The organism is Streptomyces flaveus, assembly GCF_014647675.1.
In the GTDB taxonomy this organism is placed as follows: domain Bacteria; phylum Actinomycetota; class Actinomycetes; order Streptomycetales; family Streptomycetaceae; genus Streptomyces; species Streptomyces flaveus.
This window is the reverse complement of the sequence record NZ_BMPQ01000005.1, coordinates 401,252-422,656: the sequence shown is the minus strand read 5'-3', so window position 1 is coordinate 422,656 and position 21,405 is coordinate 401,252. Positions and strand designations below refer to the sequence as shown.

Sequence of the window (21,405 nt, the reverse complement as noted above, 5' to 3'; positions counted from 1 at the left end):
CACATAGCGGGCGAAAAGCCGTCAGATCTGCGTGACGTCCAGACCGCCCGCCGCGTACTGCCTGCGCAGCACCTTCTTGTCGAACTTTCCGACGCTCGTCTTCGGCACCGCCTCGATCACCGTCCACCGCTCGGGGAGCTGCCACTTGGCGATCTTGCCCTCCTCGGCGAGGAAGGCGCGCAGGGTGTTGAAGTCGGCGGTGGCGCCCTCCTTGAGGACGACGGTGGCCAGCGGGCGTTCGCCCCACTTCTCGTCGGGGACGGCGACGACGGCGGCCTCGGCGACGTCGGGGTGGGACATGAGCGCGTTCTCCAGCTCCACCGACGAGATCCACTCCCCTCCCGACTTGATGACGTCCTTGGCGCGGTCGGTGAGGGTCAGGAAGCCGTCGGAGCTGATCGTGCCGACGTCACCGGTCTTGAGCCAGCCGTCCTCGCTGAACTTGTCGGCGGGGCGCAGGGCTTCGGTGGTGCCGTGGCCGCCGTAGTACGCGCCCGCGATCCATGGACCGCGTACCTCCAGCTCACCCGCGGACTCGCCGTCCCAGGGCAGCCGCTCGCCGTCGGGGCCTGTCAGCCGGGCCTCGACGCTCGCGGGGAAGCGGCCCTGCGTGATGCGGTACGCGAACTCCTCGTCCGTGCCGACCACATGGGCGGGCGGCCTGGCGATCGTGCCGAGCGGGGAGGTCTCCGTCATGCCCCAGGCGTGACAGACGCGCATGCCCAGCTCGTCGAAGGCCTTCATGAGGGAGGGCGGGCAGGCGGAGCCGCCGATGGTGACCTGCGTCAGCGAACTCACGTCCCGCGGCTTGGCCTTGAGCTCCCCGAGCAGCCCCTGCCAGATGGTGGGGACGGCGGCGGCGTGCGTGGGCTTCTCGCTCTCGATCATCTCGGCGAGCGGGCCCGGCTGGAGAAAACGGTCCGGCATCAGCATGTTCACACCGGTCATGAACGTGGCGTGCGGCAGCCCCCAGGCGTTCACATGGAACTGCGGGACCACGACGAGGGACGTGTCCTGGTCGGTGAGGCCCATGGACTGCGCCATGTTGACCTGCATGGAGTGCAGATAGACGGAACGGTGGGAGAAGACGACCCCCTTGGGGTCACCCGTCGTCCCGGAGGTGTAACACATGGCCGCGCCCTGGCGTTCGTCCAGCTCCGGCCAGTCGTACGTCTCCGGCTTGCCGTCGATCAGCTCCTCGTACTCGTGCACCTGGGCCGACGCCCCGTCCAGCAGCGAACGGTCGCCGGGACCCGAGACGATCACATGCTCGACCGTCTTCAGATGCGGCAGCAACGGCGCGAGCAGCGGCAACAGCGAACCGTTGGCGATCACCACGCGGTCGGCGGCGTGGTTCACGATCCAGGCCAGCTGCTCCGGGGGCAGCCGGAGGTTGAGCGTGTGCAGCACCGCGCCCATGGAGGGGATCGCGAAGTACGCCTCGACGTGCTCGGCGTTGTTCCACATCAAGGTGCCCGTCGGCTGTCCCTCTTCGACTCCGAGCTCCCGCAGGGCGTGCGCCAGCCGGGCGGCCCGCGCCCCGATCTCGGCGAAGGAACGCCGGTGCGGCTCCCCCTCGCCGGTCCACGTGATCACCTGCGACGACCCATGGATGGTCGACCCGTGGGTCAGGATTCTTGAGATCAGCAGCGGTACGTCCTGCATCGTGCTCTGCACGGCGTCCTCCCGGGGCGACATTGCCTGCGCGGTGGCGTGAAAGGTTTGGGGCTGATTGTGCGCACATACCGCGCGGTATGTCACTAGTACGGGGATGATCGATCACGTTGCTGTGCAGGGCTTCCGTGGCGAGACCGGGCTTTGTGAGGCGGCCGGGCACAGATCAGCGAACCGGCTCCAGCTCCGGGTCCTCACGCAACTTGCCGAGCGCACGCGACACCGCCGACTTGACCGTGCCGACCGAGACGCCGAGCACCTCCGCCGTCTGGACCTCGCTCAGGTCCTCGTAGTACCGCAGGACGACCATCGCCCGCTGCCGCGCCGGCAACCTCATGATCGCGCGCCACATCGCATCGTGAAGCGCCTGCTGCTCCGCCGGGTCCCCGGCTGGCGGAGCCTGGGGCTCCGGCAGCTCGTCGCACGCGAACTCGTCGACCTTCCGCTTCCGCCACTGCGACGTCCGCGTGTTCAGCAGCGCCCGGCGGACGTAACCGTCGAGCGCCCGGTGGTCCTCGATCCGCTCCCACGCGACATACGTCTTCGCCAGTGCGGTCTGCAACAGATCCTCGGCGTCGCTGGGGTTCGCGGTCAGCGAGCGCGCGGTACGCAGCAGCACGGGCTGGCGGGCCTTCACGTACGACGCGAACGACGGGTACGCGAGGGTCTGGGCCCTTGGCGTAGCGGCGTTCGAAGCGCTGGTGCAGACGGGTGTGGTCATGGCTCCACGCTAGGATCGCCCCCTACTCGAGCGGATCGGCCGGAGGTCCTGAAGCCTTGTCCGCCTCAGGTTGTAGGAGTGGTGCCACCTCCACCTCCTGGAGGTGGACGTAACGGCCCGTACCCCTGAGGGTCCACCCCTGAGAGACCGCTCCCTCAGGAGTAGTACGGGGCACCACGCGGTTCCGGAGGAGTACGGATGGGCTCCGGGGTGGGCTGTGGGGAGTAGCGCAACGCGGCCCACTCGGTGTTCAGCCTCCGTCATCCGCCCCCAGGATCAACCCCGAGGTGGGGACCCCTGTGCCCGCCGTGACCAGTACCCGTCGGGCGTCGGGTATCTGGTTCACGGACGTCCCGCGCAGCTGCCGTACCGCCTCCGCCACGCCGTTCATCCCGTGCAGGTACGCCTCCCCGAGCTGTCCCCCGTGTGTGTTCAGCGGCAGCCGCTCCTCGGCGACGAAGTCCGCCGCCTCACCCGGCTTGCAGAACCCGAACTCCTCCAGCTGCATCAGCACGAACGGCGTGAAATGGTCGTACAGAATCCCCACATCCATCTCGGCCGCCGTCAGCCCGGACGTACGCCACAACTGCCGCGCCACCACCCCCATTTCCGGCAGCCCCGTCAGATCGTCCCGGTAGAAGCTGGTCATCTGCTCCTGTCTCCGGCCGGCGCCCTGGGCCGCCGCCGCGATCACCGCGGGCGGCTGCGGCAGGTCACGCGCCCGCTCCACGGAGGTGACGACCAGGGCCTGACCGCCGTCGGTCTCCTGGCAGCAGTCCAGCAACCGCAGCGGCTCGACGATCCAACGCGAGGCGGCATGGTCGGCGAGCGTGATCGGTCTGCCGTGGAAGTACGCCGCCGGATTGGTCGCCGCATACTTCCTGTCCACGACCGCGACCTGCCCGAACGCTTCTGACGTCAGCCCATACGTGTACAGATAGCGCTGCGCCGCCATCGCCACCCAGGAGGCGGGCGTGAGCAGCCCGAACGGCAGGCCCCAGCCGAGCGCCGCACCCTCGGCCGACGGCTCCCGCCGCTGCACCCCGGACCCGAATCTCCGCCCCGACCGCTCATTGAACGCCCGGTAGCAGACCACGACTTCGGCCACCCCCGTCGCCACCGCGAGCGCGGCCTGCTGAACGGTCGCGCAGGCCGCCCCACCGCCGTAGTGGATCCGCGAGAAGAAGGACAGCTCCCCCATACCGGCCGCCTGGGCAACTGTGATCTCCGGGCTGGTGTCCATCGTGAACGTCACCATGCCGTCCACATCGGCCGCCGTGAGCCCCGCGTCGTCGAGCGCGGCCCGCACCGCCTCCACCGCCAGCCGCAGCTCACTGCGCCCCGAGTCCTTGGAGAACTCGGTGGCCCCGATCCCCACGACCGCCGCCCGTCCGCCGAGCGTGTCCCTCGTCCGTACGCTCATGACCGGCCCACCCCGTCGGTGCCGCCCGGGACCGTCACGATCACCGTCCCCGTGACGTGCTTGCCGATGCCGTTGGCCCCGGCCACCTTCACCGTGACCGTCTTGCCCGCGGCGTCTTCGCCCTCGACCTCCGCGACCTCCTCGACCGTGCCGGTCAACACCATCGTGTCTCCGGGGTAGTTGGGCGCCCCCAGTCTGATCGCCACTCTGCGGAGGACGGCCGTGGGACCGAAGTGGTCCGTGATGTAGCGGCCGACCAGACCATTGGTCGTCAGGATGTTCATGAAGATGTCCGGCGAGCCCTTCTGCCGCGCGAGCTCCGCGTCGTGGTGCACGTCCTGGTAGTCGCGCGACGCGATGGCCCCGGCGACGATGAGCGTGCGGGTGATCTCGATCTCCAGCGGCGGCAGCTCATCGCCGACACAGACCATCTGCCCGACACCAGCGCTCATGCCTCCACCGCCCCCTTTCCCTCTCCCTCGCCCTCTCCGTGCACGATCAACTCCCCCAGCTCCTGGAGCAGTTCGCTCCCGCATCCCAGATACGCGTCCAGCTGCCGCCCCCACAGAAAGTGCCGGTGCACGGGATGGTCGAGGTCGGCTCCCATGCCGCCGTGCAGATGCTGGCCCGTGTGCACAACGCGCTGTCCTGCCTCCGAGGCCCACCACGCGGCGGTCAGCGCATGACTGGCGTATTCCAGCCCCTCGTCACGTCGCCAGGCCGCCTCGTATGCCGTGACTCGTATCGCCTCCGTGTCCATGTACGCATCCGCTGCCCGGAGTTGGACCCCCTGCTTGGCCGCGAGCGGCCGTCCGAACTGCTCGCGGGTGTTGGTGTGCTCCACCGCCCGGGCCAGCGAACCCGCGCACACCCCGGCCTGCAGCCCCGCGAAGGCGGTACGCGCGGTGGCGAGCATGTCGTCGTACGCACGGCTCTCGTACGCCTCCTCGTTTCCCGCCCCGTCGTCGAGCCGCTCCGCCGGCGTGCCGTCCAGCGTCAGCCGCCCCGCCGACCAGGGCGCCGTCAGCTCGACGGGCTCACACTCGGCCTCGCCCGTCCGCACCAGCCACAGTCGGCGCGCATCATCCGCGACCAGGACATGCGTGGCGTCGCGGAGCCACGGCACTACGGCGACCGTGCCGCTCAACTCGCCGGGCCCTTCCTCCCGTACGGCCGCTCCGCGCAGCGCCCCGCTCACCACCACCGTCCCGTCCCCGATGCCCGGCAGCAGCCGCTCCCGCTGCTCCGCCGAACCATGCGCCGACACCGCCGACAGCCCGTACACACAGCTCGCCGCGAACGGCACCTGGGCCGTCGTCCGCCCCTGTTCCTCCAGCAGGAGCACCAGCCCGAGGAGCCCTATGTCCTCGACGGCGGCCACGAGCCCGGCCTCGCACAGCGCCTTCCACAGCTCGGCATCACTGCCCGTCCCGGCGGCGGCGAGCCGCTCATGCGTGGACAGGTCGCCGAAGATCCGCGCGGCCAGCTCACGGGCCGCCGCCTGCTCCTGTGTGGGTGTGAAGTCCATCTCAGCCCCCGCTCCCCTCGACCGGCGCGACGGCCGCGACGGCACGGAAGACCGGCAGCTCCAACTCCTCGTCCGCCCGCTCGAATTCGAGCCGTACCGGCATCCCGATCCGCACCTCTTCGTGCGGCACCCCCACCACATTGCTGATCATCCGCACGCCCTCGGCCAGTTCGATCAGCCCGACCGCATGGGGAGGATCGAAGGCCGGGAAGGGCGGGTGGTGCATCACGACGTACGAGTACACGGTTCCCTCGCCGCTCGCCTCGACCGTGTCCCATTCCAGTGACCCGCATGCGTTGCACCCCGGAAGCCAGGGAAAGCGCAGTGTCCTGCATCCGTCGCAGCGCTGGATCAGCAGCCGGTGCCGGGCCACGCCCTCCCAGAACCCGGCGTTGTCACGGTTGACGACAGGACGAGGACGCCGGGGCCGTGACACCGTCGAGGCCTCTGAAGCGGTCGCGGCCGTCGCCGGTGACGCAGCCTCTGAAGCCGCCGCCCCGGTCCCTGGTGCCGCATCCTCCGGAGCCCTCGGTTTCCGGACCGCGGGCGCGTACTTGAAGATCCGGAACCGATGCGTCCCCGCCGGCCGGCCCCCTGCCCGTACATCCATGCGCGTAGTGACGAAATACCCCGTACCCAGCTTGGTCGTCTTGCGCGCGGAGACCGACTCGATCACCGAGTCGAAGGTGATCTCGTCCCCCGGCCGCAGCGGCCGCAGATACTCCTGCTCGCAGTCGGTGGCGACCACGGAGGTGTACCCGGCGCCGTCGAGCAGCCCGAGCAGCTCGTCGTACGCCTGCGACCGCCCCGTATGCCCGGAATGACCGGACAGGCCTCCCATGGTCCACGCCTGGAGCATGGTCGGCGGAGCCATGGCATCCGGCCCCGCATACGCCGGATTCCTGTCTCCCACCGCCTCGCACCAGTGCCGGATCATCGGCTCGTTGACCGGGTCCTTACCCACTCCCGCGACCGCTGCTGCCCGCCCCTCGTACGCTTTCAGCCGTGCGTCGAGGTCCCCGCCGGACTCCTCGCTCACCGCCGCCCCCTCGTCATCCCGAGCCGCATCGTCGCCACGATCTCCCGCTGCACCTCGCTCACCCCGCCCCCGAACGTGTTGATCTGCGCCGCCCTGTTCATCCGCTCCAGCTCGCCGCCTTCGAACACACCCGGCGAGCCCGAGCGGATCAGCCCGTCCGCTCCCACAATTTCCTGACACATTCGATACACCGCGACCGTCGATTCGGTTCCCGCGAACTTCACGCCGCTCGCATCGCCGGGCGCCAGCCGCCCGGCCCCGACATCCCCCGCCAAACGCCAGTTGAGCAGGCGCGATGCCGCCAGCCGGGCATGCGCCTCGGCCAGTCTCGACCGCACCCACGGCTCGTCAACCCTGCGCCGCCCGGTCACCGGATCGGGCGTACGGGCCGCGGTCAGCGCGGCGGCGTAGAAGTCCTCGGCCTGCATGCCGATCGCCGCGAGCGCGACCCGCTCATGGTTGAGCTGGTTGGTGATGAGACCCCAGCCGCCGTTCTCCTCGCCGACGAGATTGCCCGCCGGAACGCGGATCTCGTCGTAGTACGTGGCCGTCGTGGTCAGCCCGCCCACTGTCTCGATCGGCGTCCATGAGAACCCGGGGGCGTCGGTGGGCACGAGCAGGATCGCGATGCCCTTGTGCTTGGGCGCGTCCGGGTCGGTGCGGCAGGCGAGCCAGATCCAGTCGGCGTTCTGCGCGTTGGAGGTGAAGACCTTCTGCCCGTCGACGATCCAGTCCCCGCCGTCGCGCACGGCGCGCGTCCGCAGCGAGGCGAGATCGGTCCCGGCCGACGGCTCCGAGTACCCGATCGCGAACACGACGTCCCCGCGCAGAATCCGCGGCAGAAAGAAGTCCTTCTGCTCCTCGGTCCCGTACTTCATCAGCGTCGGTCCGACCGTGTTCAGCGTGACCATGGAGACGGGTGCGCCCGCCCGGTAGGCCTCGTCGAAGAACACGAACTGCTCGTCGGCGCCGCGCCCTTGACCGCCGTACGCCACCGGCCAGCCCAGCCCCAGCCAGCCGTCGGCGCCGATCCGCCGCAGTAGCGCCCGCTGCCGTCCCGAATCGGCGGCGGGCGGCGACCCGTCAGGCATCAGGTCCCGGAAGTACGTACGGAGTTCGGCGCGCAGCCGTCGCTGGCGCTCGGTGGGGGCGAGGTGCACGACGACGGCCCTCCCGGACCTCGTACGAACAAGGGTTTCTGACTGTCCGTCAGATCCTGGGGACTGTCAAGGTCGCCGGAAACACCCCGTCGAAACCGAGGCCCAACCGCCTCCACAAGGCCGCCCCCTCTTCCTTTTTTCGAACACCCGTACGAACATGGAGTCATGGCCACCATCGACCGGCAGGCCACCACGCTGGCCCTTGCACACGCGCTGTCAGCCGCCGAACGCGGACTGGCCGTCTTCCCGCTGTCCCGAACCAAGCTCCCGGCACTGCGCTCCCCGCACCGCGACGACCCGACGGCGCCGCCCTGCCACGGGGAGTGCGGGCGCTTCGGGCACGGTGTGTACGACGCCTCGACCGAACCCGAACGCATTCGCGAGCTCTTCGCCGCCGCCCCCTGGGCCACCGGCTACGGCATCGCCTGCGGTCTTGAGCCACACCACCTCATCGGCATCGACCTCGACACCAAATCGGGCACCGACTCCTCGGCGGCGCTGCGCGAACTCGCCCTGCGCCATCTGTTCACGATCCCGGAGACGGTCGTCGTCCTGACTCCCAGCGGCGGCCGCCACCTGTGGCTGTCCGGCTCACCCGACGTCGTCGTCCCCAACTCCGCGGGCCGCCTCGCCCCCGGCATCGACATCCGCGGCGCCGGCGGCTACCTCGTCGGCCCCGGCTCGCGCACCGCGCACGGCGTCTACAGCACGGCTCCGGGCACCTCCCACCTGGCGCCCGCACCCTGCCCACGCGCCCTCCTGCGCTTACTCACGCCCCCGCCCCGAACGCACCACCCCACGCCGTCCTCAGCGGGCGGGCACGGCCAGGGCCTGGTCCAGTTCGTCGCCGCCGCCCACGAGGGCCAACGCAACACCCGCCTCTTCTGGGCGGCCTGCCGGGCGTACGAGAACGGGATCGGCGACGAGCTCGTCGAACCGCTGGTGGACGCGGCGGTCCAGGTGGGCCTTTCGGAGCGGGAGGCACGGTCGACAGTGGGGTCGGCCCGACGGCTGGTGGGAGGCCGACAGGGGTGAGGGAGAGCCGGGCTCCCGACGCAGAAGGGGTGTCTCTCGGTGAGAGACACCCCTTCTGACCTGCAATCCTTCTGACCTGCGCGGTGGGTGTGGGATTTGAACCCACGGTGACATCGCTGCCACGACGGTTTTCAAGACCGTTCCCTTAGGCCGCTCGGGCAACCCACCCCGCGCCGGCCGGAGACTGGCGCGGGATCAAGACTAACGGGTCAGCTGTCGTGGCGGGTCAGCTGTCGCCCTCCCGCTCGCCGAGGGTGACCTCGGTCGTGTTGGTCTTGCCGTCACGGGTGTACGTGAGGGTGACGGTGTCGCCGGGCTGGTGGGTCCAGATCTCGCCGATGAGGGCGGGGCCGCTGTCGATCGCCGTGTCGTCGATCTTGGTGATGACATCGCCCGGCTTGAGACCGGCCTTGTCGGCGGGGCCGCCCTGCTCGACCGCGTCCGCGCCGCCCGCGCCCTCCTCCGTGATCCTCGCGCCGCCGGTGCCCTCCTCGAGGGAGACCGAGGCGCCGATCACCGGGTAGACCGGCTTGCCGGTCCTGATCAGCTGCTGGGCGACGTTCTTCGCCTGGTTGATCGGGATCGCGAAGCCCAGGCCGATGGAGCCGGACTGTCCGGTGCCGCCCAGACCGTTGCTCGCGGACTGGATGGCCGAGTTGATGCCGATCACCGAGCCGTTCGCGTCCAGGAGCGGGCCGCCGGAGTTGCCCGGGTTGATCGAGGCGTCGGTCTGCAGGGCGCTCATGTACGAGGCCTTGCCGCTGGAGCTGCCGTCGCTGGAGGCCACCGGGCGGTTCTTGGCGCTGATGATGCCCGTGGTCACCGTGTTGGACAGACCGAAGGGCGCGCCGATCGCGATCGTCGAGTCACCGACGGTCACCTTCTCGGAGTCGCCGAGCGGCAGCGGCTTCAGATCCGCGGGCGCGTTGTCGAGCTTGATGACCGCGACGTCGTAACCCTGTGCGTTGCCGACCACCTCGGCGTCGTACTTCTTGCCGTCGGGGAAGGTCGCGGAGAGCTTGCCGCCGTCGACCGCCTCCGCCACCACGTGGTTGTTGGTGAGGATGTGGCCCTGCTTGTCGAAGACGAAGCCGGTGCCCGTGCCGCCCTCGCCGCTGCCGCTCTCCGCCTCGATGGTGACGGTGCTGGGCAGCGCCTGGTTGGCGATCGCCGCGACCGTGCCCGCGTCGCGCTTGAGGTCACCGCCACTCTGCGAGGCGGACACCGTCGTCGAGCCCGTGGAGGTGTCGTTGCTGTCGGCCGCCCAGTAGCCGATGCCGCCGCCCACACCGCCCGCGACGAGCGCGGCCACCAGGACCGCGGCGATCAGGCCGCCGCGACCGCCGCCGGACTTGGGCGCGGGCTGCTGGTACGTGGATCCCCAGCCGGCTCCCGAGCCGCCGTTCGCGTACGCAGGCGTGGCCGGCGGAGGCGGAGGGGGCCAGGCGCCCGTTTCCGGACCGGGGGCGGCACTTGTGCCGTCGGGCGCCCCGGAAGGCACTGGGGGCAGCCCGGCCGTCGGATCGCCCTCCTGGGATTCCGGACGGGGACCCGTCCGCGGCGGAACCCCGTGCTCCGGGTGCGTGGAAGCAGCGGGAGCGTCCACCGGCACAGGAGGTGCAGACGGGGCGGGGGGTACCGCGTTGCCCTCGTTGGTGCCCTCGTTCTCGGTGCTCACAGCTCTTCCTCTCGATCCACTGCTGCTGTTTCCGGTCGCGCTCGGTCTCGCTCACTCATATGTGGTCTTACGTGTTCGTGATCCGGCGCGATTCAGCTGTGCATGTACTTCTTTGTATGCCGTCAGCTTTTCCCACGGGACGTCAGGGCGCCATAAGCGGTGCCTGTGGGTCCGCGACCTTACCTTTACGCCTCATGGGTCACGACCTTCCTTTATATAGGACCAGTCCGACATAACCACCGCAGCTTCTGGGCCACCGCCCTTGGCGCGTACCCACGCGCGCGGGCACCATGACGCAGCCACGCGCGCGCGGGTGGCACCATGACGCGGTGACCCACGCACGACAGCACCTGATTCAGGTGGTCGCCCACCGCGGCGCCTCCGAAGAGGCCCCGGAGCACACCCTGGCCGCGTACGAGAAGGCGATCGAGGACGGGGCGGACGCCCTGGAGTGCGATGTACGGCTGACCGCGGACGGCCACCTCGTCTGTGTCCACGACCGCCGCGTCAACCGCACCTCCAACGGCCGCGGCGCCGTCTCCGCCCTGGAGCTCGCCGACCTCGCCACCCTGGACTTCGGCTCCTGGAAGAACCGCGACGAGGCGCCCGACTGGGAGCAACAACGGCCGCCGTCCTGGGAGCAGCAGTCCGTCCTGACGCTCGAGCGCCTCCTTGAGCTCGTCGCCGACGCCGGCCGCCCCGTGGAACTGGCCATCGAGACGAAGCACCCCACGCGCTGGGCGGGCCAGGTCGAGGAACGCCTGCTGCACCTCCTGAAGCGCTTCGGCCTGGACGCCCCGGCCTCCGCGGCCGAGTCGCCCGTACGCGTCATGAGCTTCTCGGCACGCTCGCTGCACCGCGTGCGGGCGGCCTCCCCGACGCTGCCGACGGTCTATCTGCTCCAGTTCCTCTCGCCCCGGCTGCGCGACGGGCGGCTGCCCGTGGGTGTCCGGATCGCGGGCCCGTCCATGCGGATCGTGCGCAACCACCCGCTGTACATCGAGCGCCTGAAGCGGGCCGGTCATCAAGTTCACGTATGGACCGTGAACGAACCCGAGGACGTCGATCTCTGCGTCGAGCTAGGTGTCGACGCCATCATCACCAACCGCCCGCGCGCGGTACTGCGCCGGCTGGGCCGCTGACCTGCGAGGTTCCGAGACCTCGGCCAGACCGTCGAAATCCGGCCACGCGCTTACGGGGAGTGCTCCGGCGCGTTCGGTCCGTGTTCGACGGTTACGAGTGCGTCACTGCATGTGCATCGGCCGGTTTCCGGTCCAGTCCAGGAGGGCATCCACACCGTGGCGTGGGGCGAAGGAGGTCTCGGGGGTGGCGTTGGTGGTGGCACAGGAGGTGCCCACGTCGTCGAGCATGGCCGTGCCCCATGGCCCTGCGGGCGTGGGGGAAGCAAGACAGCGGATGCGCGATCAGTTGCGCACCGGTGGCGTGGCGGAAGCGGTCATCGACGATGCCGTACTGATCCTTTCCGAACTGCTGAGCAACGCGTGCCGGCACGGCCGGCCGCTGGGCGACGCGCTGGCGGGGGACGGCGATGTCCGGGCCGCATGGCGGGTTGATCCGGGCGGACGGCTGACCGTCGAGGTGACGGACGGCGGTGGTCCGACCCGCCCGGTTCCGGCCACGCCCTCGGTCACCGCGCGCGGCGGCCGTGGGCTGAACATCATCACCGCGCTGGCCGACGACTGGGGCGTCAGGGACGACGTCCAGGGCGAGGTCACGGTGTGGGTGGTCGTCCAGAAGAACGGACACACGGAGCACCGGCGCGACGACTTCGCCACGCGCATCACGGCTCCGCCGGTGTCCGCGATACCCGACCTGGACTTCGGGAACTCCTTCGACGACCTGGACTGAAGCGCGGGCTGGACCGAAGCGCCGGTTCCGGGACGACTCGGCAGGTTGTCCACAGGGTCCCGTCGGTCCTCGTACGAGCGGCTAGGCTCGCGCCCGTACGAGAGACGCCGTAACCGGGAGAAACCCACGATGGCCAAGAAGCGATCCCAGACGAAGGCCAGGCAGCCGCGGCCGCAGGACGGCGACATCCCGGTGGTGGGAGCCCGCGAGCCCTGCCCCTGTGGCAGTGGCCGCCGCTACAAGGCGTGTCACGGGCGGAGCGCGTCGCATGCCGTGACCGAGCTGGTGCAGCGCCCCTTCGAGGGGCTGCCGGGCGAGTGCGACTGGGTCGCGTTGCGCGAGCTGGTGCCCGCGGCCACGGTCGAGTTGACGCTCAAGGAGTCCCTCCCGGAGGGTGTTCCTTCGGTCACGCTCGCGACCGTCCTGCCGATGGCGTGGCCCGCGCTGCGCCGCGACGACGGCTCCGTGATGATCGGCCTCCAGAACGACGCCTCTTCCGGCGACATCAGCCGCGACCTCGCCGACACCCTTCAGCGAGCGCTGACCGCCGAGCCCGGCACTCCGATCCAGGGCCGACGCGCCCCGGGTGGGGGCACCCCCCGGTCGAGCGGATTCGAGACTGGGGGAGGGCCGCGGCTGCAGGATCTTCTCGACCCCGAGGGCGCGTTCGAGCCCGTGGTGCACTCGGGCTTCGAGTTCTGGGTCCCGGACTCTCAGAACGCGACTCCGGACGTGACCGCGTCCCTGGAGCGCGCCAACGCCGCCGCCATCCCGACCGTGAAGCTGTCGGGCGTCGACGCCGCGTACTGGTGCGAGACCCCGGACAAGAACCATCTGCGCTGGGTCATGCCGCACGCCGAGGAGCAGCTTCTGGACGCGCTCGCGCGGCTGCACGCGGCCGGCCGGTCGAGCCTCGGAGAAGGCACCCGTCTCGTGGGTTCCTTCCGTGCGCACGGCCTCACGGTGCCGGTCTGGGATCTGCCGACCGGTGTCACCGCGGAGGACATCGAGAAGCCGGCCGCCGAATTCGCCGAGCGGCTCGCCACCGCACTGGCCACCGACGCACCGCTCACCGGGGACGAGCGCCGGGCGCGTGGCGGCCTCACCAACCGCCAGGTGACGCTGAGTTGACGCCCGTTCGACACCCCGTCTGCGGCTGACCGACCGGTCAGCCGCCAGGGATCTCGCGGAATCGGTGACTCCTGTCACAACTCTCTGTCGTGGCAGGAAAATCGGTCTCCGAATAGCCGAGATCGAATTTGCGAACCGCCGATCTCTTGTTACCGTTCAATAGCCCGGTTGCTGGTGCATCCCCCGTCGCCAGCAACCGGGTCTTTGCGTTTCCGGATCCCGGCCCGCCCTCAGAGCGAGTCCCAACCGGCCCTCCCCGCAGGCGAGTTGACCATCTACGTGGCGGAGTCGCTCCCCGAGCGCAGCAGCAGAGGCCCCTCGGTGTCCGCCGCGAATTCCACGACCGCCGTGTATGCCCGCGTGTCCCCGATTGTGCGCTCCCGAGGTGTCTCGCACGCCCCCGGCTCGTCGTCCGCGCCCACCGCGCAGTGCATCCGGACGGTACGGCCGCCGGGTGCCATGAGGGTCAGTACAGCGGTGAGATCGTCGCCGGTCGCGTTGCGGTAGTACGTGCGCGCCCAGGTGTCCCGCCCCTGGGTCAGCACGCAGGTCTGTGCCTCGATGCCGTCGGGGGAGGTGAGTTCGGGTCCGCAGCGGGCGGTGCCGACGAGATCCCGGCCGGGCGACAGCGGACTCCTGACCGGGCTGGGCCGCGATGCGGCCGCCTCGTCGTCGACCCGTTCGGATGTACGTACGGCCGCGGGACTCCTGTCGTCCACGGGCCCGGCGGAGGCCACGGCCAGCGGCAGCGCGGCCGCAAGCGCGCCGACGCCCGTCAGCGCCGGCAGACGAACTCTTCGGGAGCCCGGGGGTCGCCCCCCGGGGAAGCGCAGCATGAAAGGGACGATAACGACCAAGAAGGGCTGTTCGGTTCGCCGCGCGCCCGATTCCCCTACAACTCGGGTGCGCTCACACCCGGACGAGTGAGGGCCTCCACCACGGCGTCCACGACAGCCTCCACATCGGGCACCCAGGGCGCGGCCGAGCCGGGCAGCGGCGCCCGCTCCCAGCGGATCTGGCCCTGTCCGGTCTCGGAGGGGGGCAGCGCGAGATAGCCGCCCTCACCGTGGAAGCGCAACGAGCCGGGCACGAAGTCCTTGGCGTACAGCAACTCACCCAACTGCTCGAAGGAGTACGGCTTCACGAGCAGCGCCCAGCGCGTGGAGGAGGCGACCACCGGGCCGAGGCGCATACCCATGTGGTCGAGCGCCCCGAGCGCGCGGGAGGCGGCGAGCGCCGGCAGGCTCACCGCGCACGGGGCCTGGCCGCCGGTGGCGAGGACGATCGGCGCCGTGGGGCGGTTCGTCCACCACCAGCGCACCATGCGCTCGTCGGTGGTGGCCGCGAGAAGGGCAGGGTCGAAGGGGTGGGCACCTGGAACCGTGCACTCGGGATCGGGGCATCCGCAGCCGACCCGCCCCTGCGGGTCGGGCGCGACACCGGGGAGCACGGGCCACTGCCATGCGGTCGCGAATGTCAGGGCCGCGCCGAGCATCTCAGGCCTTCCATTGTTCCGCCTGGAAAGGAGCCTGCGTCGCCTTCCGAGGATCTCGCGCATGAGCGCTCGTTCCTTTCCGTTGCACGCCTGGCAACACCGAGGACCACATCACATCATGTGTCGATCACTTCACTGTGCGTACCTACTGGCGCATCACACCCCTGTCCAGGACAAGGGGAACCCCTATGGGCCGAGCACTGGCTGCGTCCGCGTCCATACTGCGCCTATCAACAGCATGGGCATGGCGTGGGGGTGGCGGCGCCTGGCGATTCTGTCCCGCGTATTGCTTGCCGCCTCCGTCACGGGAGGATGGGGCACGGTCGTCGGTGGTTAAGACGCCCGGGTCCGTCGCCAGGTTCCGGGACGAGCCCAACCACCCCTGGCCTTCACCGAGTACGTACCCATCACGACCGCTGTGACGCTCCGTCGAACAAGGCCAGTCGACCGCAATACACCGTAACCCGAGGCGGTTTTAAGCCAACTTTGCCTTTCTCGAGTTTCCCACAGACACCAGGAATCTCAGCAGGACAATGCTGGACATCCCCTGACGAGTACGTGTACATGTGGAGACACTGCTAGCGGCGCAGAATGACATGGGGGTTTGCGATGTTTTTGAGCAATACGCACCGGTCGGAAAGCCGGGCGCCATGAACGCCCCTCACCTTCCGAAAGTGGCTGGAATCGATTCAACGGTTCCGGGCCCCACACACACTGTCGCGCCCGCGCCTGCCGCCTCGGGTACCTCTTCGGCCTCTGCTCCAAACCCCCCAGGAGCCGTTCTCCAGGACCGTCTCGCCAGCTGGGTGTCCGATCTCACGACGCTGCACGAACTGACCGAGCGGATGGTCCGCACGGCGTCCCTGAGTGACGCACTTCATGAACTTCTGCACGCGGGAGCTGCCCTCGTGGGTGCCCGGCGCGGTCTCGTCGTCATGGAGCCGGGCGACGGCCTCGGCCCGGACACGACCATCGGCCTGGGCCTCGCCCGCGCCGATCTCGGTCATATCGAGACGGTCCCGCGCCGCTGCATGTCGTACGGAAAGATCCTGGACGGACTGCCCGGCGGCGAGGGAGAGATCACACAGCCCGATCTGTTCTCCGAGGACGGGCTCGACCCGCGTCACCGCGAGGTGGCCGCCCGGCTCGGCTATGCCGCGAGCTACGCGCTCCCGCTGTCCACCGAGACGGCCGGCCGCCTTGGCGCCGCCGTCTGGCTGTACGACGAGCCCGCCGAGCCGGTCGAACGGCAGCGGCACCTCGTCGGTCTGTACACGCGGTACGCGGCCGAGCACCTGGCCCGGCTGGTCGAACTGGAACGCACGCGCGCGTGCATGACGACGATCACCGGCGAGCTGCTTCCCTCGCGGCTGCCCCGGGTCTCCGGCGTCCAGCTCGCCGCCCGGCATCGCACCGGTCCGCGCGGCGGCGGCGACTGGTACGACGCGCTGCCCCTGCCGGACACCGCGCTCGGTCTCGCTGTCGGGTCCGTCACGGGGTCGGGGCCCAGCGCGGTGGCCGCCATGGGACGGCTGAGGGCGTCCCTGCGGGCGTACGCCGTGATGGAGGGCGAGGATCCCGTCGCCGTCCTGTCCGACCTGGAACTGCTGCTCAGGCTGACCGAGCCCGCCCGCAGCGCCACCGCCCTGTTCGCGTACTGCGAGCCCGCCTCGCGCAAGATCACGATGGCCGGGGCCGGGCACAGCCCGCCGCTGCTGATCGGTGAGCGGCGTACCGAGTTCGTGGAGACGTCGCTGTCCGCGCCGCTGGGCATGCTCGCCTGCTGGGAGGCGCCGAGCGTGGAGTTCCAGGCAGCGCCAGGAGAGACGGTTCTGCTGTACACGGACGGTCTGCTGCAGCGCACCGGCGACCCCACGGACCGGGCCTTCGCGCGACTGCACGCGGCGGCGACGAACGTGCCCAGGTCACTGCGTGCGGACCCGGGGGCGCTCGCCGACCATGTGCTGCGGACGGTACTTCCGGAGGAGCTCGACGCGGCCGACGGCCGGGAGGACGTGGTGTTGCTTGCGGCACGCTTCGAGTGAGTCGCCCGTAAGTCCGTAAGCCCATAGGCCGTGTAAAAGGAATTCCGACCCCCTGGGCCCCCTTCCGTACGACCGTACGATGGAGGGGGTCCAGTGCCGTATCTAGGAGGATGACCGTGGCCGAAGAGCTCACTCCGGAGACAACGGACGAAGCTGAGGAGCCGATCAAGCAGCGCAAGAACGGTCTGTACCCCGGCGTGTCCGACGAGCTGGCCGAGAGCATGAAGTCCGGCTGGGCCGACACCGAGCTGCACGGCCTGGAGCCCATCCCCCAGGCCGAGTACACCGCCGCCCGCCGCACCGCGCTCTCCGCGCGTTTCCCGGGCGAGCGGCTGGTCATTCCCGCGGGCAACCTGAAGACTCGCTCGAACGACACGGAGTACCCCTTCCGCGCCTCCGTCGAGTACGCGTACCTCACCGGCAACCTCACCGAGGACGGCGTCCTCGTCCTGGAGCCCAAGGGCGACGGCCACAAGGCGACGATCTACCTACTGCCGCGCTCGGACCGGGAGAACGGCGAGTTCTGGCTCTCCGGCCACGGCGAGCTGTGGGTCGGCCGCCGCCACTCCCTGGCCGAGGCCGAGCAGCTGTACGGCATCCCCGCCGCCGACGTCCGCGAGCTGGCCGACAAGCTGCGCGAGGCGACCGGGCCTGTCCGTGTCGTCCGCGGTTACGACGCCGGGATCGAGGCGGCGCTCACCGACAAGGTGACCGCCGAACGCGACGAGGAGCTGCGGGTGTTCCTCTCCGAGGCCCGGCTGGTCAAGGACGCGTTCGAGGCCGGCGAGCTGCAGAAGGCCGTCGACTCGACCGTGCGCGGCTTCGAGGACGTCGTACGGGTCCTCGACAAGGCCGAGGCGACCAGCGAGCGCTACATCGAGGGCACCTTCTTCCTGCGCGCGCGGGTCGAGGGCAACGACATCGGTTACGGCTCCATCTGCGCGTCCGGCGCGCACGCCTGCACGCTGCACTGGGTGCGCAACGACGGTCCCGTCCGCTCCGGGGACCTGCTGTTGCTGGACGCGGGCGTCGAGACCCACACGCTCTACACCGCGGACGTGACGCGCACGCTGCCGGTCAACGGCACGTACAGCGAGATCCAGAAGAAGATCTACGACGCCGTGTACGAGGCCCAGGAGGCCGGTATCGCGGCCGTGAAGCCGGGCGCCAAGTACCGCGACTTCCACGACGCCGCGCAGCGCGTGCTGACCGAGAAGCTCGTCGAGTGGGGTCTGGTCGAAGGGCCCGTGGAGCGCGTGCTGGAGCTTGGTCTGCAGCGCCGCTGGACGCTGCACGGCACCGGTCACATGCTCGGCTTGGACGTCCACGACTGCGCGGCGGCACGGACGGAGACGTACGTGGACGGCACGCTGGAGCCGGGCATGTGCCTGACCGTCGAGCCTGGCCTGTACTTCCAGGCGGACGACCTGACCGTGCCCGAGGAGTACCGCGGCACCGGTGTCCGCATCGAGGACGACATCCTGGTCACCGAGGACGGCAACAAGAACCTCTCGGCGGGCCTGCCGCGCCGCTCCGACGAGGTCGAGGCCTGGATGGCGTCCCTGAAGGGCTGACTTTTCCCGAGTACGCATGAGTACGTCACGCGGGGCCGAAATGGCCTCCCTATAAGGGCTGATACGAGAGTGATGGCCGGGTGCCCTTCTGGGTACCCGGCCTTTTGGTGTGCCTAGGGGGGCGGCTTTGGTGAACGACTTCTGGTCGGGCGTCGGTGTTGATCTGCATCTGGAGCCGGATGCGCGGGCAGGGCGCCGGGTGGGGCTCGAGCGGGCTCTGCGGGACGCCGTACGCGACGGGCGGCTCTCTCCGGGTACGCGGCTGCCCGCGACCCGGCGGCTGGCGGCCGAGCTGGGGGTCTCTCGAGGTACCGCGAAGGCGGCGTACGACCAGCTGGTGGCCGAGGGATATCTGACGGCACGGCAGGGTTCGGGGACCGAGGTGGCGGCGCTGCCCACGACGTCCCTGGACGCCTCCGGGAACGGGGCACGCGCGCGTACGCCCCGTTTTGATCTGCGGCCCGGCAGTCCGGACGTCGGTACGTTCCCGGCGGCGGCCTGGCTGCGGGTCTTGCGGCGGGCCATCGCGGTGGCGCCCTCCAGGGCGTACGAATACGGCGATCCGCGCGGCCGCGTCGAGCTGCGGACCGCCTTGTCGGGGTACTTGGGGCGGGCACGCGGGGTGATCGCGCCGCCCGAGCGGATCGTGGTCACGTCCGGTTATGTGCAGGGGCTCGCGCTCCTCACACGCGTGCTGGGCTCCGGGGTGATCGCCATGGAGGACCCGGGTCTGCCCTTCCACCGGGACGTGGTGCGGCACAACGGCGGAACCGTGTCCTCAGTGGGCGTCGACGAACGGGGCGCCCGCGCCGAGGAGTTGGGCGACGCGGCAGCCGTCGTCGTCACGCCCGCGCACCAGTACCCGACCGGAGTGACCCTGCACCCGGAGCGGCGGCGGGCGCTCACGGAGTGGGCACGCGCGCGTGGAGGGCTGATCGTCGAGGACGACTACGACGGGGAGTTCCGCTACGACAGGCAGCCCGTGGGCGCGCTCCAGGGGATGGCGCCGGGACAGGTGGTCTACCTGGGGACGGCCTCCAAGACACTCGGGCCCGCGCTGCGGCTCGGGTGGATGGTGCTGCCGCCGCACCTGGTCGACGCGGTCGCCGACGCCAAGCTGCACAGCGACCACCACACCGAGTCCATCGGCCAGTTGGCCCTCGCCGAGCTGATCACCAGCCACGCCTACGACCGGCACATACGCGCCTGCCGACTGCGGTACCGGCGGCGGAGGGATCAGCTGCTGGCCCGGCTGGGGCCGCGCCGGGGTGTGCGCGGGATCGCGGCCGGGCTGCACGCGCTGGTGGACGTGGCCGACGAGGACGCGGTGCTCGCACGGGCCGCCGAGGAGGGGCTTGCGGTGGGGTTCCTCGGGGAGCATTGGCACGGGTCGGGTGAGGGGCGGCCACAGGGGCTGGTCGTGGGGTACGGGACGCCTCGGGAGCGGGTCTATCCGGAGGCGTTGGAGGTGCTGGGGCGGGTGCTGAAGGGCTGAGGAGCGGAGGGCTGAGGCCGCGGGCACCCGGGTTTCTCGAGGGCTGCGCAGAGGGCACGTCGGCGCTGGAATTGGAGCACGAAATGGCGTGCTGATTGGTTCTGTTGAGGGATCCACTGCTTCCGTAGCGTCGTCGCCATGTCGAACTCGCTTCTCCCGCCCGCGGGCCCGCAGCGTGTCCTGGCCGTCGCCCAGCTGAGCAACTCCGTCGGAGACGGCGCCTTCTACGTCACCTCCGCCCTGTACTTCACCCACGTCGTCGGCCTCGCCCCCGCGCGCGTGGGCCTCGGGCTCACCATCGCGTGGGCGGTCGGGTCACTGGCGGGTGTGCCCCTGGGGCGGCTCGCCGACCGGCGCGGGCCGCGTGGCACGGCGGTGCTGCTGGCGCTGGCGACCGGTCTCGCGGTGGCGGCCTTCCTGGTCGTACGCGGCTTTGTGCCGTTCGTGCTCGCGGCGTGCGGGTACGCGGCCGCGCAGTCGGGGCTCGCGGCGGCCCGGCAGGCGCTGCTGGCCGGGCTGGTGTCCCGGGAGGAGCGGACGGGGCTGCTCGCGCATCTCCAGTCGACGCTCAACGCCGGTCTCGCGGTGGGGGCGGCGCTCGGCGGGCTCGCGCTGCACATGGGGACGCGGGAGGCCTACCTCGGGGTGTTCGCGCTGGACGCGGTGAGCTTCCTGTTGTGCGCGGGGGTGCTGCTGCGGCTGCCGGTCGTGAAGCCCGTGAATGCGCGCGTGGGCACCGGTCAGGGTCGCGCAGGGGGCCGCCGCCGGGGCGACGCCCTCGGAGTGCTGCGCGACCGCCCGTACGCGGTCGTCACGCTGCTCAACACCATGCTGCTGCTCCGGATGCCACTGCTCAGCCTGGGCATCCCGCTGTGGATCGCCGAGCGGACGGATGCCCCTGCCTGGCTGGTCTCCGCGCTGTTCGTGCTCAACACCGGTGCCGTGACGCTCTTCCAGGTGCGGATGGCGCGCGCGGTGACGGGCCTCGCGTCGGCCACGCGCGCGGTGCGGCGTTCGGGGCTGGTGATGCTGGCGTCGTGCGCAGTGTTCGCGCTGTCGGCCGGGGTCTCGGCCTGGGTGGCGGTGGGTTTGCTGGTCTCCGGCACGTTGCTTCAAGTCGTCGCCGAGATGCAGCAGTCGGCGGGTTCCTGGCAGCTGTCCTTCGATCTCGCCCCGGCCGACCGGGTCGGCGAGTACCAGGGGTTCTTCGGGACGGGCGTAACCGTGGCGCGCACGGCGGGACCGCTGGTGCTGACGGCGCTGCTCGTGGGGTGGGGGACGCCAGGCTGGCTGGTCCTCGGCGGACTCATGCTGGCGGCTTCGTACGGGATGGGGCCGGCGGTGCGTTGGGCGGCGGCCGGCCGGCCCACCGCACCACGGGCCGAGCAGGTCAGGCAGCCCGTGCCCGCGAGCTGACCAACACCGGAAGGGGCCCCCGAGCAGCCCGCTGCTGCCGCGGGGACTCCACGCGCGTGGAGGTCGTCGTCGAAGGCGGCGAGCGCCGCGCGGCCCGCCTCAGCAGGGCGTCGAGGCAGACG

The 21,405-nt window shown here is 70.5% G+C and carries 19 protein-coding genes and 1 tRNA gene; 8 read left to right on the top strand and 12 right to left on the bottom strand.

The window, feature by feature from the left end; genetic code table 11:
- Positions 1-21: 21 nt before the first annotated feature.
- The 7 genes from IEZ21_RS13840 to IEZ21_RS13810 form a co-directional block, all read right to left on the bottom strand.
- Positions 22-1,698: a long-chain fatty acid--CoA ligase gene (locus IEZ21_RS13840; protein WP_189322156.1), complete on the bottom strand. Its 1,677-nt coding sequence runs from the start codon at positions 1,696-1,698 to the stop codon at positions 22-24.
- Between the two features lie 142 nt (positions 1,699-1,840).
- A complete protein-coding gene (locus IEZ21_RS13835) occupies positions 1,841-2,395 on the bottom strand; it encodes a SigE family RNA polymerase sigma factor (RefSeq protein WP_033321209.1) in 555 nt (184 codons plus the stop codon).
- A 250-nt stretch (positions 2,396-2,645) separates the two neighbouring features.
- Positions 2,646-3,818 (bottom strand): lipid-transfer protein, encoded by a 1,173-nt coding sequence (locus IEZ21_RS13830; RefSeq protein WP_189322155.1) that lies wholly within the window; start codon positions 3,816-3,818, stop codon positions 2,646-2,648.
- Positions 3,815-4,270: a MaoC family dehydratase gene (locus tag IEZ21_RS13825; protein ID WP_245685354.1), complete on the bottom strand. Its 456-nt coding sequence runs from the start codon at positions 4,268-4,270 to the stop codon at positions 3,815-3,817. Before IEZ21_RS13825 ends, IEZ21_RS13830 begins: the two co-directional genes overlap by 4 nt.
- Entirely contained in the window at positions 4,267-5,346 is a 1,080-nt protein-coding gene (locus IEZ21_RS13820) for an acyl-CoA dehydrogenase family protein (RefSeq protein ID WP_189322154.1), read from the bottom strand. The genes IEZ21_RS13825 and IEZ21_RS13820 overlap by 4 nt, the downstream gene beginning before the upstream one ends.
- A 1-nt stretch (position 5,347) precedes the next feature.
- The gene (locus IEZ21_RS13815; RefSeq protein ID WP_189322153.1) at positions 5,348-6,385 is read right to left on the bottom strand and encodes a bifunctional MaoC family dehydratase N-terminal/OB-fold nucleic acid binding domain-containing protein; all 1,038 of its coding nucleotides are present in this window, start codon (positions 6,383-6,385) and stop codon (positions 5,348-5,350) included.
- Positions 6,382-7,545, bottom strand: coding sequence for an acyl-CoA dehydrogenase family protein (locus IEZ21_RS13810; protein WP_189322152.1), 1,164 nt, complete (start codon positions 7,543-7,545; stop codon positions 6,382-6,384). Before IEZ21_RS13810 ends, IEZ21_RS13815 begins: the two co-directional genes overlap by 4 nt.
- A 165-nt stretch (positions 7,546-7,710) precedes the next feature.
- Here IEZ21_RS13810 and IEZ21_RS13805 point away from each other — a divergent pair, with 165 nt between their 5' ends.
- On the top strand, positions 7,711-8,580 hold the full coding sequence (locus tag IEZ21_RS13805) for a bifunctional DNA primase/polymerase (protein WP_189322151.1): 870 nt from the start codon (positions 7,711-7,713) through the stop codon (positions 8,578-8,580).
- A gap of 81 nt (positions 8,581-8,661) precedes the next feature.
- Here the strand turns inward: IEZ21_RS13805 and IEZ21_RS13800 are convergent.
- Together IEZ21_RS13800 and IEZ21_RS13795 are read right to left on the bottom strand one after the other, a co-directional pair.
- Positions 8,662-8,748 (bottom strand) — tRNA-Ser (locus IEZ21_RS13800).
- 58 nt (positions 8,749-8,806) lie between these two features.
- Positions 8,807-10,258: a S1C family serine protease gene (locus IEZ21_RS13795; protein WP_189322150.1), complete on the bottom strand. Its 1,452-nt coding sequence runs from the start codon at positions 10,256-10,258 to the stop codon at positions 8,807-8,809.
- Between the two features lie 329 nt (positions 10,259-10,587).
- Here IEZ21_RS13795 and IEZ21_RS13790 point away from each other — a divergent pair, with 329 nt between their 5' ends.
- Positions 10,588-11,400 carry a glycerophosphodiester phosphodiesterase gene (locus IEZ21_RS13790; protein ID WP_033321233.1) on the top strand — a complete coding sequence of 271 codons (813 nt, stop codon included), beginning with the start codon at positions 10,588-10,590 and terminating at the stop codon, positions 11,398-11,400.
- Between the two features lie 102 nt (positions 11,401-11,502).
- Here IEZ21_RS13790 and IEZ21_RS48415 read toward each other — a convergent pair whose 3' ends face one another.
- Complete coding sequence (locus tag IEZ21_RS48415; protein WP_277611372.1) at positions 11,503-11,628, bottom strand: hypothetical protein; 126 nt, start codon at positions 11,626-11,628, stop codon at positions 11,503-11,505.
- Here IEZ21_RS48415 and IEZ21_RS13785 point away from each other — a divergent pair.
- Both IEZ21_RS13785 and IEZ21_RS13780 read left to right on the top strand, forming a co-directional pair.
- Positions 11,585-12,127, top strand: a complete 543-nt coding sequence (locus IEZ21_RS13785) for an ATP-binding protein (RefSeq protein WP_033321234.1) — start codon at positions 11,585-11,587, stop codon at positions 12,125-12,127. The two genes, IEZ21_RS48415 and IEZ21_RS13785, sit on opposite strands and share 44 nt — an antisense overlap.
- A gap of 129 nt (positions 12,128-12,256) precedes the next feature.
- Positions 12,257-13,258 carry a DUF5926 family protein gene (locus IEZ21_RS13780; RefSeq protein WP_189322148.1) on the top strand — a complete coding sequence of 334 codons (1,002 nt, stop codon included), beginning with the start codon at positions 12,257-12,259 and terminating at the stop codon, positions 13,256-13,258.
- A gap of 275 nt (positions 13,259-13,533) precedes the next feature.
- On the opposite strand, the gene IEZ21_RS13775 is transcribed toward IEZ21_RS13780, so the two are convergent.
- Both IEZ21_RS13775 and IEZ21_RS13770 read right to left on the bottom strand, forming a co-directional pair.
- Positions 13,534-14,094, bottom strand: a complete 561-nt coding sequence (locus tag IEZ21_RS13775) for a hypothetical protein (RefSeq protein WP_189322147.1) — start codon at positions 14,092-14,094, stop codon at positions 13,534-13,536.
- Positions 14,095-14,150: 56 nt separating this feature from the next.
- Positions 14,151-14,816 (bottom strand): bifunctional DNA primase/polymerase, encoded by a 666-nt coding sequence (locus IEZ21_RS13770; RefSeq protein ID WP_033321236.1) that lies wholly within the window; start codon positions 14,814-14,816, stop codon positions 14,151-14,153.
- Positions 14,817-15,349: 533 nt separating this feature from the next.
- Here IEZ21_RS13770 and IEZ21_RS13765 point away from each other — a divergent pair.
- The 4 genes from IEZ21_RS13765 to IEZ21_RS13750 all read left to right on the top strand — a co-directional run bounded on the left by IEZ21_RS13765 (position 15,350) and on the right by IEZ21_RS13750 (position 21,283).
- The gene (locus IEZ21_RS13765; protein ID WP_189322146.1) at positions 15,350-16,798 is read left to right on the top strand and encodes a PP2C family protein-serine/threonine phosphatase; all 1,449 of its coding nucleotides are present in this window, start codon (positions 15,350-15,352) and stop codon (positions 16,796-16,798) included.
- Positions 16,799-16,914: 116 nt separating this feature from the next.
- Positions 16,915-18,372, top strand: coding sequence for an aminopeptidase P family protein (locus IEZ21_RS13760; RefSeq protein WP_189322145.1), 1,458 nt, complete (start codon positions 16,915-16,917; stop codon positions 18,370-18,372).
- 130 nt (positions 18,373-18,502) lie between these two features.
- The gene (pdxR, locus tag IEZ21_RS13755) at positions 18,503-19,867 is read left to right on the top strand and encodes a MocR-like pyridoxine biosynthesis transcription factor PdxR (protein ID WP_189322144.1); all 1,365 of its coding nucleotides are present in this window, start codon (positions 18,503-18,505) and stop codon (positions 19,865-19,867) included.
- A 138-nt stretch (positions 19,868-20,005) separates the two neighbouring features.
- Positions 20,006-21,283 carry an MFS transporter gene (locus IEZ21_RS13750; RefSeq protein ID WP_189322143.1) on the top strand — a complete coding sequence of 426 codons (1,278 nt, stop codon included), beginning with the start codon at positions 20,006-20,008 and terminating at the stop codon, positions 21,281-21,283.
- Positions 21,284-21,405 lie beyond the last annotated feature (122 nt).